At 34.2% G+C, this 12,866-nt stretch carries 23 protein-coding genes; all 23 read right to left on the bottom strand.

Features of this window, described 5'->3' with window-relative positions; translation table 11 throughout:
• Complete coding sequence (gene rplO, locus F811_RS0107385; protein ID WP_020004618.1) at positions 1 to 489, bottom strand: 50S ribosomal protein L15; 489 nt, start codon at positions 487 to 489, stop codon at positions 1 to 3.
• An 11-nt stretch (positions 490 to 500) separates the two neighbouring features.
• Positions 501 to 680, bottom strand: coding sequence for a 50S ribosomal protein L30 (gene rpmD / locus F811_RS0107380; RefSeq protein ID WP_008723411.1), 180 nt, complete (start codon positions 678 to 680; stop codon positions 501 to 503).
• Positions 680 to 1,198: a 30S ribosomal protein S5 gene (gene rpsE / locus F811_RS0107375; protein ID WP_013114314.1), complete on the bottom strand. Its 519-nt coding sequence runs from the start codon at positions 1,196 to 1,198 to the stop codon at positions 680 to 682. Before rpsE ends, rpmD begins: the two co-directional genes overlap by 1 nt.
• A gap of 11 nt (positions 1,199 to 1,209) precedes the next feature.
• Positions 1,210 to 1,566: a 50S ribosomal protein L18 gene (rplR, locus tag F811_RS0107370; RefSeq protein WP_020004617.1), complete on the bottom strand. Its 357-nt coding sequence runs from the start codon at positions 1,564 to 1,566 to the stop codon at positions 1,210 to 1,212.
• A gap of 10 nt (positions 1,567 to 1,576) precedes the next feature.
• The gene (gene rplF / locus F811_RS0107365) at positions 1,577 to 2,149 is read right to left on the bottom strand and encodes a 50S ribosomal protein L6 (RefSeq protein WP_020004616.1); all 573 of its coding nucleotides are present in this window, start codon (positions 2,147 to 2,149) and stop codon (positions 1,577 to 1,579) included.
• Between the two features lie 21 nt (positions 2,150 to 2,170).
• Entirely contained in the window at positions 2,171 to 2,572 is a 402-nt protein-coding gene (gene rpsH, locus F811_RS0107360) for a 30S ribosomal protein S8 (RefSeq protein WP_013114311.1), read from the bottom strand.
• 17 nt (positions 2,573 to 2,589) lie between these two features.
• Positions 2,590 to 2,775: a type Z 30S ribosomal protein S14 gene (locus F811_RS0107355; protein WP_008723403.1), complete on the bottom strand. Its 186-nt coding sequence runs from the start codon at positions 2,773 to 2,775 to the stop codon at positions 2,590 to 2,592.
• The gene (gene rplE / locus F811_RS0107350) at positions 2,775 to 3,338 is read right to left on the bottom strand and encodes a 50S ribosomal protein L5 (RefSeq protein WP_013114310.1); all 564 of its coding nucleotides are present in this window, start codon (positions 3,336 to 3,338) and stop codon (positions 2,775 to 2,777) included. Before rplE ends, F811_RS0107355 begins: the two co-directional genes overlap by 1 nt.
• A 15-nt stretch (positions 3,339 to 3,353) precedes the next feature.
• Positions 3,354 to 3,695: a 50S ribosomal protein L24 gene (gene rplX / locus F811_RS0107345; protein ID WP_020004615.1), complete on the bottom strand. Its 342-nt coding sequence runs from the start codon at positions 3,693 to 3,695 to the stop codon at positions 3,354 to 3,356.
• A 2-nt stretch (positions 3,696 to 3,697) separates the two neighbouring features.
• Positions 3,698 to 4,066: a 50S ribosomal protein L14 gene (rplN, locus tag F811_RS0107340; RefSeq protein ID WP_013114308.1), complete on the bottom strand. Its 369-nt coding sequence runs from the start codon at positions 4,064 to 4,066 to the stop codon at positions 3,698 to 3,700.
• A 5-nt stretch (positions 4,067 to 4,071) separates the two neighbouring features.
• Positions 4,072 to 4,434: a 30S ribosomal protein S17 gene (gene rpsQ / locus F811_RS16980; protein WP_020004614.1), complete on the bottom strand. Its 363-nt coding sequence runs from the start codon at positions 4,432 to 4,434 to the stop codon at positions 4,072 to 4,074.
• A 12-nt stretch (positions 4,435 to 4,446) separates the two neighbouring features.
• Entirely contained in the window at positions 4,447 to 4,653 is a 207-nt protein-coding gene (gene rpmC, locus F811_RS0107330; RefSeq protein ID WP_013114307.1) for a 50S ribosomal protein L29, read from the bottom strand.
• Positions 4,653 to 5,066 (bottom strand): 50S ribosomal protein L16, encoded by a 414-nt coding sequence (gene rplP, locus F811_RS0107325; RefSeq protein WP_008723384.1) that lies wholly within the window; start codon positions 5,064 to 5,066, stop codon positions 4,653 to 4,655. Before rplP ends, rpmC begins: the two co-directional genes overlap by 1 nt.
• A complete protein-coding gene (rpsC, locus tag F811_RS0107320; RefSeq protein WP_020004613.1) occupies positions 5,066 to 5,803 on the bottom strand; it encodes a 30S ribosomal protein S3 in 738 nt (245 codons plus the stop codon). Before rpsC ends, rplP begins: the two co-directional genes overlap by 1 nt.
• A gap of 3 nt (positions 5,804 to 5,806) precedes the next feature.
• Positions 5,807 to 6,214: a 50S ribosomal protein L22 gene (rplV, locus tag F811_RS0107315; RefSeq protein ID WP_020004612.1), complete on the bottom strand. Its 408-nt coding sequence runs from the start codon at positions 6,212 to 6,214 to the stop codon at positions 5,807 to 5,809.
• An 11-nt stretch (positions 6,215 to 6,225) separates the two neighbouring features.
• Entirely contained in the window at positions 6,226 to 6,495 is a 270-nt protein-coding gene (gene rpsS / locus F811_RS0107310) for a 30S ribosomal protein S19 (protein ID WP_008723378.1), read from the bottom strand.
• Positions 6,495 to 7,331: a 50S ribosomal protein L2 gene (gene rplB / locus F811_RS0107305; protein WP_013114304.1), complete on the bottom strand. Its 837-nt coding sequence runs from the start codon at positions 7,329 to 7,331 to the stop codon at positions 6,495 to 6,497. Before rplB ends, rpsS begins: the two co-directional genes overlap by 1 nt.
• 12 nt (positions 7,332 to 7,343) lie before the next feature.
• Positions 7,344 to 7,637 carry a 50S ribosomal protein L23 gene (gene rplW / locus F811_RS0107300; protein ID WP_187287622.1) on the bottom strand — a complete coding sequence of 98 codons (294 nt, stop codon included), beginning with the start codon at positions 7,635 to 7,637 and terminating at the stop codon, positions 7,344 to 7,346.
• An 11-nt stretch (positions 7,638 to 7,648) separates the two neighbouring features.
• Positions 7,649 to 8,296 (bottom strand): 50S ribosomal protein L4, encoded by a 648-nt coding sequence (gene rplD / locus F811_RS0107295; protein WP_012671620.1) that lies wholly within the window; start codon positions 8,294 to 8,296, stop codon positions 7,649 to 7,651.
• A gap of 25 nt (positions 8,297 to 8,321) precedes the next feature.
• On the bottom strand, positions 8,322 to 8,975 hold the full coding sequence (gene rplC, locus F811_RS0107290; RefSeq protein ID WP_013114302.1) for a 50S ribosomal protein L3: 654 nt from the start codon (positions 8,973 to 8,975) through the stop codon (positions 8,322 to 8,324).
• A 104-nt stretch (positions 8,976 to 9,079) separates the two neighbouring features.
• Positions 9,080 to 9,385 carry a 30S ribosomal protein S10 gene (rpsJ, locus tag F811_RS0107285; RefSeq protein ID WP_020004611.1) on the bottom strand — a complete coding sequence of 102 codons (306 nt, stop codon included), beginning with the start codon at positions 9,383 to 9,385 and terminating at the stop codon, positions 9,080 to 9,082.
• 84 nt (positions 9,386 to 9,469) lie between these two features.
• Positions 9,470 to 10,696: an elongation factor Tu gene (gene tuf, locus F811_RS0107280; RefSeq protein ID WP_020004610.1), complete on the bottom strand. Its 1,227-nt coding sequence runs from the start codon at positions 10,694 to 10,696 to the stop codon at positions 9,470 to 9,472.
• A 70-nt stretch (positions 10,697 to 10,766) separates the two neighbouring features.
• Positions 10,767 to 12,848 (bottom strand): elongation factor G, encoded by a 2,082-nt coding sequence (gene fusA / locus F811_RS0107275; protein ID WP_020004609.1) that lies wholly within the window; start codon positions 12,846 to 12,848, stop codon positions 10,767 to 10,769.
• Positions 12,849 to 12,866 lie beyond the last annotated feature (18 nt).

Below are 12,866 nucleotides of genomic sequence, written 5' to 3'. Positions count from 1 at the left end.
TTAAGATTTTTTATCTTCTTTTTTTCTAATATATTTTTTACGTTCATGTATTATAACTTTACCGCCAGATTTCTCAATTTTTTCTATAGCTTTTTTGCTAGCCATATCAACTGTAATAGTAACAGCATTTTTAACTTCACCCATAGAAAGAAGTTTGATGTAATCTCTTTTAGATGAAAGGAAACCTAATTTTAGTAAAGTTTCTCTGCTTATTTCATTACCAATAGAATCTAAATCACCAACATTGATAACATTTACACATTTTTTGAAAGCTGCATTAGTAAATCCGCTTTTAGGGATTCTTCTATGCAAAGGCATTTGTCCGCCTTCAAAACCAGCTCTTCTGCTGTATCCAGCACGAGACTGTGCACCTTTATCACCTCTGCCTGCAGTACAGCCCCAACCAGAACCTTGACCACGTCCTACTCTGTGACGTTTTTTACTTGAACCTTTAGGAGCTCTTAATATTTTTGTATTTTCTTGTGCCATTGTTAAGAACCTCACTTATACTCTACTTTAAGAAGATGTGATATTTTATTTATCATTCCATTTATTTGAGGAGTTGCTTCATGTTCTACAACTCTTTTACCCTTTTTAAAACCTAAAGCTACAACAGTATCTCTTTGAGACTTTTCATAGCCTATAGGAGATTTAACTAATGTTATTACAACTTTAGCCATTATTCTGCCCTCCCATAAATCTGGTCTATACTAATTCCTCTTTTATTAGCCATATGCTCTACTGTTTTCAAAGATTTCAAACCTTCAAAAGTAGCTTTAGCTAGGTTCATTGAATTGTTATTACCTAAAGACTTAGAAAGAATATTTTTAACACCAGCCAATTCTAATACAGCACGTGCAGGACCGCCTGAAATTACTCCAGTACCTTTAGAAGCTGGTTTCATAATAATTCTGCTGCTTCTAAATACGCCTACTGTATTATGCGGTATAGTTTCACCTTTTAAGTTAACTTCTATCATGTTTTTCTTAGCTTGCTCTATAGCTTTTCTAATAGCATCTGGTACTTCGTTTGCTTTACCATAACCTAAACCAACATGACCATTCTTATCACCTAAAACCATTAAAGCGGCAAATCTAAAACGTCTTCCGCCTTTCATAACTTTAGCAACCCTGTTTAAAGTTATAAGGCGTTCTTCGTACATACTTTTTTCTTCGTTGTTGTTTATATCGTGTGCCAAGGTCATACTCCTTAAAATTTCAATCCTGCTTCACGAGCACCGTCAGCCAAGGATTTTATTTTTCCATGATATATATAGCCGTTTCTATCGAATACAACTTCATTAATATTTTTTTCTTTTGCTCTAGCGGCTAAAACTTTTCCTATTTCTTTAGCTATATCAACATTCTTACCGCTTTTTAAATCTTTTTCCTGAGAAGATGCTGATACTAAAGTAACACCTTTACTATCATCTATTATTTGAGCAGATACATATTTAAGACTTTTATAAACTGTAAGTCTAGGACGCTCAGAGCTTCCTTCTATTTTTATACGTATACTTCTTTTTCTTCTTTCACGTTGAGCTTTAATTTTTTCTCTTAAACCCATAGCTTACCCCTTACTTAGCAGCTTTTTTACTTTCTTTCATTTTTACATGCTCGCCTTCAAATCTAACACCTTTACCTTTATAAGGTTCAACAGGTCTTCTCTTTTTAATATTCATAGCGAGCTCGCCTACTTGTTCTTTATCATTACCTTCGATAACTATCTTTGTGTCTTTTTCTACTGTTACTTTAACACCTTCAGGTATTTTCATTTTAACATCACTTGAAAAACCTAATTGTAAAGTTATAGTATCTCCTTGTACATTAGAACGGTAACCTGTACCTTCTAACTGAAGCACTTTTTTATATCCAGTATTTACACCTTCTATCATATTAGAAATAAGTTTCCACACCAAACCTAATTGTGCAGAATATTTAGCTTTATTTTCTTTAATAGCTTTTTCGTCAGTACTTTCAATCTTAGGAGGTTTAACCCAAAGAGAATTATTTTCAAGTTCAAGTATTATATAATCAAAAAACTCTCTTGTCAACTCCCCTCTTTTACCTTTTACGATTACTTTATGTCCGTCTACTTTTACTTCAACGCCCTGAGGTATCGCTATAGGTTTGTTTGCTAATCTACTCATTATTAATACCCTCTTAATTTATTACCAAACGTAGCATAAAACTTCGCCGCCAACATTTTCTTTTCTAGCTTCTTTATCTGTCATAACGCCTTTGCTTGTAGATATTACAGATATACCGAAACCATTTTTTACTTGAGGTATAGTGTCTACTGAGGTATAAACTCTCAAACCAGGAGTTGATACTCTTTGAATGCCCTCTATTACTGAACTTCCCTCATAATATTTCAAGTCTATTTCTATGCGGAAGAAATTTTTATCTTTTACTTCTACTTTTTTGAAGTCATTAATATATCCTTCTTTCTTCAAAATTGCAAGTATATTTTCCATTTTTGTAGAAAAAGGTATAGTAACAGCTTCTTTTTTTGCTCTACATCCGTTTCTAATTATAGTTAAAGCATCTGCTATTGGATCATGTACGCTCATTTATATAACTCCTTAAATTACCAACTAGACTTAGTTACGCCCGGTATTAAACCTTTATTAGCTAAATCTCTGAAACATATTCTGCACATCTTGTACTGTCTTATGTAAGCACGAGGTCTACCACATATTGGGCATCTGTTATATTGTCTTGTTTTATATTTTTGTTTTTTTGTAGCTTTAACTTTAAGTGCCAATCTAGCCATTATTTATTCTCCTGACTTTTAGGTGCAGCACGGAATGGCAAACCTACTCTTTCTAATAAAGTGCGTGCCATATCGTCATTATCTGCAGTAGTTACTATTGTTATATTTAAGCCTTTTACAGCATCTGTTTTATCAAAACTTATTTCTGGAAATATAGTATGTTCTTTTATTCCTAAATTGTAATTACCTTTACCGTCAAATCCTCTTCTAGGAATACCTTGGAAGTCTCTTACCCTTGGTAATGCTATGAATATTAATCTCTCTAAGAAGTCATACATTCTCTCGCCTCTTAAAGTTACACGGCATCCTATAGGCATACCTTGTCTTAATTTGAAGTTAGCTATAGATTTTTTAGCTCTTGTTACAACAGCTCTTTGTCCTGCTATTTGAGTTAATTCTTCTACAGCAGAATCAACATATTTTTTGTCTGTTACAGCCTGAGTTACTCCCATATTTATGATAATTTTTTCAATTTTAGGGATAGCCATTGTAGAGCTTAAATTCATATCTTTTAGCAGAGACTGTTTAATTTCGTTTTCATACCTATCTTTCAATACTGACATAATTTATTCTCCTACTTACTTATCAAGAAAATCGCCCGATTTTTTAGAATATCTTTTTAATTTTCCGTCTGCTTCTTTTCTTCCAACTCTAGTAGCTTTACCGCCTTTGTCCACTACCATTACATTGGATATATTTATTGAAGCTTCTTTTTCAACTATACCGCCTCTTTGATTCTCTTGAGTTTTAGGCATAGTTTTTTTAACCATATTGATATTTTTTACTACAACTCTACCTTTTTTTCTGTCTATAGACAATACCTCGCCGCGTTCGCCGCTTTGCTCTCCAGCTATTACCTCAACAGTATCGCCTTTTTTTACTTTATATTTTGTCTTACTTAAATCTTGTTTTTTTATCATAATTATATTACCTCTGGTGCAAGTGATACTATCTTCATAAAGCCTCTGTCTCTAAGCTCGCGTGCTACTGGTCCGAATATACGTTTACCTCTAGGTTCTTTTTTATCATCTACTATAACAGCAGCATTCTCATCAAAACGTATATATGAACCGTCTGGACGTCTAACTTCTTTTTTAACTCTCACTATTACGGCTTTAACAACTTTACCTTTTTCTATAGAGCAAGTAGGTATTATATCTGTTACAGAGCAAACAATTACATCACCTAAAGTAGCATATCTGCGTCTGCTTCCGCCTAATACCTTAATACATTTTAACTTTTTCACGCCAGTATTGTCGGCTACATTAAGAGTACTTGGTACTTGTATCATAATTCTTACTCTCCTTCAACCTGTGAAGAAACTGCTGCTTCTGGAGCATGTTTTTCACGTTTTAATACGCTTTCTACATCGCTGTCTATAGAATCTTTCTCTAGACGTTCTGCTTTCTTAATTATTTTAGTCAATCTAAATTTTTTATCTTTACTAAGAGGTCTGCACTCTATTACTCTTACTAAATCGCCTTCATGGCATTCGTTTTTTTCGTCATGAGCTTTATAGCGTTTATTTTTACTAATAGTTTTACCATAGAGCGGGTGTTTCTGCTTGCTTTCTACTTTTACAACTATAGTTTTATCCATTTTATCAGAAACTACAATTCCCTCAAGTACTCTTTTATATTTTTTTGCTTTGCTTTCCACAGTAATACCTCACTATTTTTTTATGCCAAGTTCATATTGACGAATAAATGTCTTAACTTTAGCTATATCTTTACGAGCTTTTTTTAGCTGATGTGTTTGTCTTGCATCGCCTACTACTTTTTCAAATCTATGCTCTTGATATTCTTTTTCTAATTTTAGAAGTTCACTTTTAAGCTCTTCTAAAGGCAATGACTTATAATCTTTTTTATTTTTAGCCATTATATAGCCTCCCTCTTAATGAACTTAGTTTTTATAGGAAGCTTGAAACCAGCTAATCTAAAAGCTGATTGAGCCAATTCTTCTGGAACACCTGATATTTCAAATATTACTTTTCCAGGTTTAACTACAGCTACCCAATATTCAACGTTACCTTTACCTTTACCCATTCTAGTTTCAGCTGGTTTTTTAGTATAAGGTTTATCTGGAAATACTTTTATCCACATCTTACCTACACGTTTAACATGTCTTGATATAGCAATACGTGCAGCCTCAATTTGTCTATCTGTAAGCCATACAGGTTCTAATGCCATCAAACCATAATCTCCGAAAGTAAGATTACTTCCTCTTTTTGATTTGCCTTTCATTCTGCCTCTATGATGTTTACGATATTTCATTCTTGATGGTTGTAACATTATCTATCTCCTTTGGCACTGATAACTTTACCTGCATCATCTTGCTTATGTTCTTTTTTATCAAGAATTTCTCCCTTATAGATCCACACTTTTATTCCGATAATACCGAATGTAGTAAGTGCTTCTGCAGTGCCGTAATCTATATTAGCTCTTAATGTATGTAATGGTACTGAACCATTTTTATATTGTTCTGTTCTAGCAATATCAGCTCCTGCTAAACGTCCAGAACACATAACTTTTATTCCTTTAGCACCTTTCTTCATAGCTTGAGTTATAACGCTTTTCATAGCTCTTCTGAAAGCAACACGCATTTCTAATTGACGTGCTACGCTTTGTGCTGCTAATGTTGCATCTAACTCTGCATCTCTTATCTCTGTAATAGAGAAATGTACTGGTTTTTTAACCATTTTCTGAACTGCTGTTTTTACAGTTTCAACTCTCTGACCTTTAGGTCCTATTACAACACCTGCTCTTGCAGTAGAGATGAAAATATTGATTCTATCTGGGAAACGTACTATTTGTATATCAGATATAGCAGGGTCAAAAGACTCTTTTTTTCCGCCGATTTTCTTTTGTTCTTCTTTTAATGTTTTATAATAATAATTCATTATATAGCGTCTGATAGATAAATCTTCATGCAAGCTGTCTGCATAAGTTCTGCTATCTTCAAACCATTTACTAGACCAAGTTTTGTTAATTCCGAGTCTTAAACCTATTGGACTAACCTTTTGACCCATAGTTTATACCTCCGCTGCTTTAGGTGCTTCTTCTACTTTAGCACTTTTTACTTTTAATTTTTTCTTTTCAGGTTTTTTATCATCACTTAATATTATAGTAATATGTGAAAGTCTTTTTAATATTGGGTCAGCACTGCCTCTGCTTGCTGCACGTATTCTTTTTAGAGTAGGTGCTTTGTCAACATAAGCAGTTTTTACCCATAATGTATCTGGATTGATATTTCTTGATTGGAATATTGCATTAGCTATTCCGCTTTTAATAGCCTTTCTTAGAACTACTGATGACATCTGTGGCATTGTTGCAAGATTAGATATAGCATGATTCACATACTCTCCTCTAACAAAAGGAAGTAATCTTGATACTTTCCTGCGGCCAATGCGTAAATAACGTACCTTTACTTTATAATCCATAGTCTAAATCCTTATTTCTTACCTACTTTAGCGGCACCTGCATGAGATATAAATTTTCTTGTTGGTGCAAATTCGCCTAATTTATGACCTATCATATTTTCTTGTATATAAACTGCTACAAATGTTTTACCATTATGTACATTTATAGTAAAGCCTATCATTTCTGGAATAATTGTTGAAGCACGGCTGTAAGTTTTTATTTGGTGCTTATTATCTCCAGCTTGTATTTTCTTAAAAAGATTCTTATCTACAAAAGGTCCTTTTTTAATAGAGCGAGACATTATTTTTTACCCCCTCTTCTTTTGATTATTAATCTATCAGAATACTTATGTTTCTTTCTAGTTTTGTAACCCTTAGTAGGTACACCTGTTGGAGAAACTGGGTGCGGATTACCTTGACCGCTTTTACCTTCACCACCACCGTGTGGGTGATCTACTGGGTTCATTACAACACCTCTTACTTTTGGTCTTCTGCCTTTATGTCTTGTAGTTCCAGCTTTACCATCTGTAGTATTGAAATGATCTAGGTTACCTATTTGTCCTATAGTAGCATAACAATTTTCTAGTATTCTTCTTTCTTCACCTGAGCGAAGTCTTATTACACAATAACCGCCTGATTTTGCTGTTATCTGAGCACCACCGCCTGCTGCTCTAACAAGCTGACCACCTTTTCCAGGAGTTATTTCAATGTTATGTATTATAGTACCTAATGGAATTTTTTTCAATGGTAAAGTGCATCCAATTTTAACTTTTGCATTTTCACCGCTTACTACTCTATCGCCTACATTAAGTCCCAATGGCCATATTATGTATCTTTTTTCGCCATCTGTATAGTGTAGTAAAGCTATACGAGCAGTTCTGTTAGGATCATACTCTATAGAAACCACTTTAGCTTCTATGTCATGTTTATCTCTTCTAAAATCTACAAATCTAAATAGTTTTTTATGTCCGCCTCCGCGACGACGCATAGTTATACGACCATTTGAACCACGTCCGCTTATACGTTTTTTTCCGCATACTAATGATTTACAAGGCTCATTTGTTGTAATATCAGAAAAATCTACTACTGTACGATAGCGTAAACTTGGTGTTGTCGGTTTAAATTTCTTAATAGCCATCGGTATCCCTCATTATTTTACTATATCTATTGATTCTTTGCCGTCAAGAACTATTATCGCTTTTTTATAGCTGCGTGTGTATCCGCGTCTGCTCATTCTGCGATTTTTCTTTTTTGGCTTAACATTTATTATCTTACAATCTAGCGGATGTACATTGAATATTTTTTCAACCGCTTTCATTAATTCTGTTTTATTAGCGTCCTGTCTTACTTTAAATACATAATAACGCTTTTCTGTTCCTCTAGGCTCAGTTCTAAGCATATTACTTTTTTCTGTAAGTATAGGCTCAATTAAAAGTGAATACATGCTCATATTTTTTAACCCTTAATTCTAGCATTTAATTTAGATAAAGCTGTTTTAGTAAAATATACCTCATCAGCATAAAATAAAGGATGTATAGACATACTGTCTGCATTTACAAGCTTTAAATCTTTAATGTTTCTTAATGATAATAATAATTTATTGTAATTATCACCTAAAGATTCATCTTTACCTACTACAAATGCCACTTTTCTTGTATTTGGTTCTTTAACCTTACTTATAAAACTAGCCATTCTTTTTGTTTTAGGAGCATCAAAAGTGAAGTCCTCAAAAACTTTAAGAACATTGCTTCCATATTTTAAAGATAAAACAGACAATAGAGCCTTACGCTTCATTTTCTTTGGCAATCTATAGCTATAATCACGTGGTTTAGGTGTATGTGTTTTACCACCGCCTACCCAAATTGGCGAACGTGTAGAACCTGCTCTTGCTCTACCAGTACCTTTTTGTCTCCAAGGTTTTTTACCGCCTCCTGAAACTTCTGCTCTGGTTTTAGTAGAGTGCGTTCCCTGACGTCTGTTAGCTAATTCATTTTTGATTGCTTCGTAAAGTAGATTATTGTTAACTTCTGATTTAAATATCTCATCAACAATCTCTAAATTGCCTACGCTATCTCCATTTTCATTTAGTATTACTACTTCCATTTTATCATCCTGTTATTACTCTAAATTAATTCATTGAGTTCTTTTTCTTGTTGCGTTTTTTAGCTGCTGATGTTAATTTCACTATACTATTAACTGCACCAGGTATAGCACCTTTAATCATAATCAAATTATCATCTGGTCTTATTTCAACTACTTTCAAGTTTTGAATAGTAGTCAAAGCATTACCCATATGTCCAGGCATACCTTTACCTTTCCATACTCTTGCAGGGTAACTGTTACAACCTATAGAACCAGCTCTTCTTCTGAAGTTAGAACCATGGCTCATAGGACCACCGTCGTAATTATGTCTTTTCATTACGCCTGCAAAACCGCGACCTTTACTCAAAGAACTAACATCTATAAAATCGCCTGCTTGAAATACATCTGCTTTAAGTTCCTGACCTACTGTATATGAGCTAGTATTGTCCATTCTGAACTCTTTTAGATATTTCTTAGGCTCTAAATTTGCTTTTTTAAATTGACCTATTTGTGGCTTTTTCAAATGCTTTTCTTTTACGGCACCATAACCTAATTGAATTGCACTGTAGCCATCTTTCTCATTATCTCTTATCTGCATAACTGTGCATGGACCAGCTTCTACTACTGTTACTGCTATTGCATTACCAGTTTCATCAAAAACTGTTGTCATGCCCAATTTTTTGCCAATTATTCCTACCATCGGCGAATCCTCTATAATGATTTTACTTACTACTTTTCTATTGTTTCAAACTATTACAGATAAAACGTAGTAAAGAGCTTTATCTTTAATATTTAATTAAACGCTTATTTAAGCTGAACATCAACCCCAGCTGGAAGCGCTAATTTTTTAAGAGATTCTGTTGTTTGAGGAGTTACATCAAAGATATCTATTAATCTCTTATATATACGCATCTCAAATTGTTCTCTTGATTTAATATTTACATGCGGACTTCTTATTACAGTTACCTTACGTATGCTTGCAGGCAATGGTATAGGTCCTGATACTCTAGCACCTGTTTTCTTTACACTAGCTACTATAGACTGAGCTGATTGATCAATAAGCTCAATATCAAAGGCTTTTAGTTTAACTCGTATTTTCTGTTCTTTCATAGCTTGAATTACTCGCTTTCTCTTAATTTATTAAAGGGTATATCTTTAATAAAAAAGGTATACCCTTTTATTTCTCTACTTTAATTATTCTAATATTTTTGTTACAACACCATTACCTACTGTTTTACCACCTTCACGTATAGCGAATCTTTGTTTTTCTTCCATAGCGATTGGTGTGATAAGTTCAATAGTTAAGTTAGCATTATCACCTGGCATAATCATTTGTGAACCTTCTTGTAAGTTGATTACACCTGTTACGTCTGTTGTTCTGAAGTACATTTGTGGTCTGTAACCGCTTACGAAACCGCTGTGTCTTCCACCTTCTTCTTTTTTCAAGATATAAACTTCCGCTTCGAATTTTTTATGAGGTGTGATAGTACCTGGTTTAGCTAATACCTGTCCTCTTTCTACTGCTTTACGTTCAATACCTCTTAAAAGACATCCAACGTTATAACCAGCTATACCTTCTACTTCTTTTTTGAACATTTCTACGCCAGTACAAGTTGTTTTTTGAGTAGGTCTGATACCAACGATTTCAACTTCATCACCTTTTTTGATTTTACCTCTTTCAATTCTTCCAGTAACAACTGTACCTCTTCCAGGAATTGAGTATACGTCTTCGATTGACATTAAGAAGTCTTTATCTACTTCACGTACTGGATCTGGAATATATGTATCTAAAGCATTCAAAAGATCTAATATACATTTACAATCTGGATCTGTTCTAGGATCTTTACCTGCTTCAATAGCTTGAATAGCTTTAATAGCAGAACCTTTAATAATAGGAGTTTTATCGCCGTCAAAACCATAGTGATTTAATACGTCTTTTACTTCTTCTACTGTGATGTCTGCCATTTCTGGGTCATCTAATTTATCACATTTGTTTAAGAATACTACGATGTAATTTACACCTACTTGTCTTGAAAGAAGTACGTGTTCTTTTGTTTGTGGCATTACACCGTCTTCTGCTGATACTACCAATATAGCACCGTCCATTTGAGCAGCACCAGTGATCATGTTTTTAATGTAGTCAGCGTGACCTGGACAGTCTACGTGAGCATAGTGTCTGTTGTCTGATTCATATTCAACGTGTGATGTTGCGATTGTCAATATTTTTGTTGGGTCTCTTCTACCTTGACTTTCAGAAGCCTTTGCTACTGAGTCATAAGCAACTTTCTGTACTGTTGCTGGGAACATAGCAGATGATACTGCTGTTATTGCTGATGTTAATGTTGTTTTACCATGGTCTACGTGTCCGATAGTACCAACGTTTACGTGTGTCTTTTTACCTTCGTAAGTTCCTTTAGCCATTTTAATCCTCCAATTATTTATCCTTTAGGAAATTTAATTTTTATATCTAACTTGTAACTTTTTTAGTTACTTATTTGTTATTACCCATTCTAGCACCGATTATCTCATCTGCTACATTTTTAGGTACTTCCTCATAGTGAGAGAACTGCATTGTGTAGCTTGCTCTACCTTGAGAAACGTTTCTTATACTTGTTGTATAACCGAACATCTCTGCAAGAGGTACTGTAGCATTGATTGATTTATAACCTGATTTATCTGTAAATCCGTGAACCTGACCTCTTCTTGAAGCTAAGTCCCCTATTATATCACCCATATAATCTTCTGGAGTTACAACTTCTACTGTCATCATAGGCTCTAACAAATAAGGGTCTGCTTTTTTACAGCCTTCTTTAAATCCCATTGAAGCTGCAATTTTAAATGCCATTTCTGATGAGTCTACTGGGTGGAATGAACCGTCATAAGCTGATACTATAACATCAAGCATAGGATAGTTAGCAAGAACACCTGTATTCATTGACTCTACACAGCCTTTTTCTACTGCAGGTATATATTCTCTTGGAACTGCTCCACCAACGATTTCATTATTAAATTTAAATCCAGCATTAGGCTCATTAGGTCCAATTCTCAACCATACATCTCCGTACTGACCTTTACCACCAGACTGACGTACAAATTTACCTTGAACTTCAACTGTTTTCTTAATACCTTCTCTGTAAGATACCTGAGGACGTCCTACATTTGCCTCAACTTTATATTCTCTTTTCATTCTATCACAGATAATTTCCAAGTGAAGCTCACCCATACCTGCGATGATTGTCTGTCCTGTTTCTTCATCAAAAGTTACTCTGAATGTTGGATCTTCTTCAGCAAGTCTTGATAAAGCTATTGACATTTTATCTCTATCACCTTTTGTTTTAGGCTCTATAGCAACATTAATTACTGGTTCTGGGAAGTTGATTGCTTCTAGTATTATAGGAGCATTTTCTGGACATAAAGTATCACCTGTTGTTGTTTCTTTAAGTCCTACTGCTGCTGCTATATCACCAGCATATACTGTATCAATCTCTTCTCTTTTATTAGCATGCATCTGAAGTATTCTTCCGATACGCTCTCTTTTACCTTTTGTTGCATTAAACACATAAGAACCAGCTTCCAATATACCAGAGTAAACTCTGAAGAAAGCTATTTTTCCTACGTGAGGATCTGTCATTATTTTAAATGCTAATGCACTGAATTTCTCATCATCTGATATTTTTCTTTTTACTACATTTCCGTCTAAATCAGTACCTTCTATCTCTGATCTGTCTACTGGAGAAGGCAAGTAATCAACTATTCCATTAATTAATACTTGAATACCTTTATTTTTGAATGCAGTACCGCAGAACATTGGGAAGAAGTCTGCTGTTAAAGTTGCTGTTCTTATAAGTCTTTTTATAGTAGGAACATCTATTTCCTCTCCTTCAAAAAACTTATTCATAGCATCATCATCATATTCAACAATTGCTTCTAATAATGAGTTTCTGTATCCTTCTGCTTTTTCTTTTAATTCGGCTCTGATTTCTCTCTCTTCCATTTTCATGCCGTCTTCAGAAACCCAAATTATTTCTTTCATATTTACTAAGTCAATAACACCCTCAAAATTGCTTTCTGCACCTATAGGTATAACAACTGGGTGACTATTAGCTTTTAATCTTTCTCTTGTTTGATCTAAAACAGCATAGAAATTAGCACCTATTCTGTCCATTTTATTAACAAATATAGCTCTAGGAATTTTATAATTACTAGCTTGTCTCCATACTGTTTCACTCTGAGGCTGAACTCCGCCTACAGAACAAAAAACACCAACTGCACTGTCTAATACCCTCAAAGATCTTTCCACCTCTACAGTAAAGTCAACGTGCCCCGGTGTATCTATCAAATTAATTCTATGTCCATTCCAAAAACAAGTAGTTGCAGCTGAAGTAATAGTAATACCTCTTTCTCTTTCCTGTTCCATCCAGTCCATTTCTGCTGCACCTTCATGTACTTCACCTATTTTATGGGTCTTACCAGTGAAATAAAGAATACGCTCACTCAAAGTAGTCTTACCAGCATCAATGTGAGCCATAATACCAATATTACGTGTGTTTTCTAATGAAATTTGACGTGCCACTTAAACTCTCTCCTTAAA

This window comes from Brachyspira innocens ATCC 29796 (assembly GCF_000384655.1).
GTDB lineage: Bacteria > Spirochaetota > Brachyspiria > Brachyspirales > Brachyspiraceae > Brachyspira > Brachyspira innocens.
This window is presented reverse-complemented; position numbering and strand designations above follow the sequence as displayed.

Bases quoted from the DNA above. Each gene is read 5' to 3' on its own strand.
- rplO (WP_020004618.1), bottom strand. From the start codon at position 489: ATGGCACAAGAAAATACAAAAATATTAAGAGCTCCTAAAGGTTCAAGT.
- rpmD (WP_008723411.1), bottom strand. From the start codon at position 680: ATGGCTAAAGTTGTAATAACATTAGTTAAATCTCCTATAGGCTATGAA.
- rplR (WP_020004617.1), bottom strand. From the start codon at position 1,566: ATGGGTTTAAGAGAAAAAATTAAAGCTCAACGTGAAAGAAGAAAAAGA.
- rplF (WP_020004616.1), bottom strand. From the start codon at position 2,149: ATGAGTAGATTAGCAAACAAACCTATAGCGATACCTCAGGGCGTTGAA.
- rpsH (WP_013114311.1), bottom strand. From the start codon at position 2,572: ATGAGCGTACATGATCCAATAGCAGATGCTTTAACTATAATTAGAAAC.
- F811_RS0107355 (WP_008723403.1), bottom strand. From the start codon at position 2,775: ATGGCTAGATTGGCACTTAAAGTTAAAGCTACAAAAAAACAAAAATAT.
- rplE (WP_013114310.1), bottom strand. From the start codon at position 3,338: ATGTCAGTATTGAAAGATAGGTATGAAAACGAAATTAAACAGTCTCTG.
- rplX (WP_020004615.1), bottom strand. From the start codon at position 3,695: ATGATAAAAAAACAAGATTTAAGTAAGACAAAATATAAAGTAAAAAAA.
- rplN (WP_013114308.1), bottom strand. From the start codon at position 4,066: ATGATACAAGTACCAAGTACTCTTAATGTAGCCGACAATACTGGCGTG.
- rpmC (WP_013114307.1), bottom strand. From the start codon at position 4,653: ATGGCTAAAAATAAAAAAGATTATAAGTCATTGCCTTTAGAAGAGCTT.
- rplP (WP_008723384.1), bottom strand. From the start codon at position 5,066: ATGTTACAACCATCAAGAATGAAATATCGTAAACATCATAGAGGCAGA.
- rpsC (WP_020004613.1), bottom strand. From the start codon at position 5,803: ATGGGTCAAAAGGTTAGTCCAATAGGTTTAAGACTCGGAATTAACAAA.
- rplV (WP_020004612.1), bottom strand. From the start codon at position 6,214: ATGGATTATAAAGTAAAGGTACGTTATTTACGCATTGGCCGCAGGAAA.
- rpsS (WP_008723378.1), bottom strand. From the start codon at position 6,495: ATGTCTCGCTCTATTAAAAAAGGACCTTTTGTAGATAAGAATCTTTTT.
- rplB (WP_013114304.1), bottom strand. From the start codon at position 7,331: ATGGCTATTAAGAAATTTAAACCGACAACACCAAGTTTACGCTATCGT.
- rplW (WP_187287622.1), bottom strand. From the start codon at position 7,637: ATGTATTCACTTTTAATTGAGCCTATACTTACAGAAAAAAGTAATATG.
- rplD (WP_012671620.1), bottom strand. From the start codon at position 8,296: ATGGAAGTAGTAATACTAAATGAAAATGGAGATAGCGTAGGCAATTTA.
- rplC (WP_013114302.1), bottom strand. From the start codon at position 8,975: ATGGTAGGAATAATTGGCAAAAAATTGGGCATGACAACAGTTTTTGAT.
- rpsJ (WP_020004611.1), bottom strand. From the start codon at position 9,385: ATGAAAGAACAGAAAATACGAGTTAAACTAAAAGCCTTTGATATTGAG.
- tuf (WP_020004610.1), bottom strand. From the start codon at position 10,696: ATGGCTAAAGGAACTTACGAAGGTAAAAAGACACACGTAAACGTTGGT.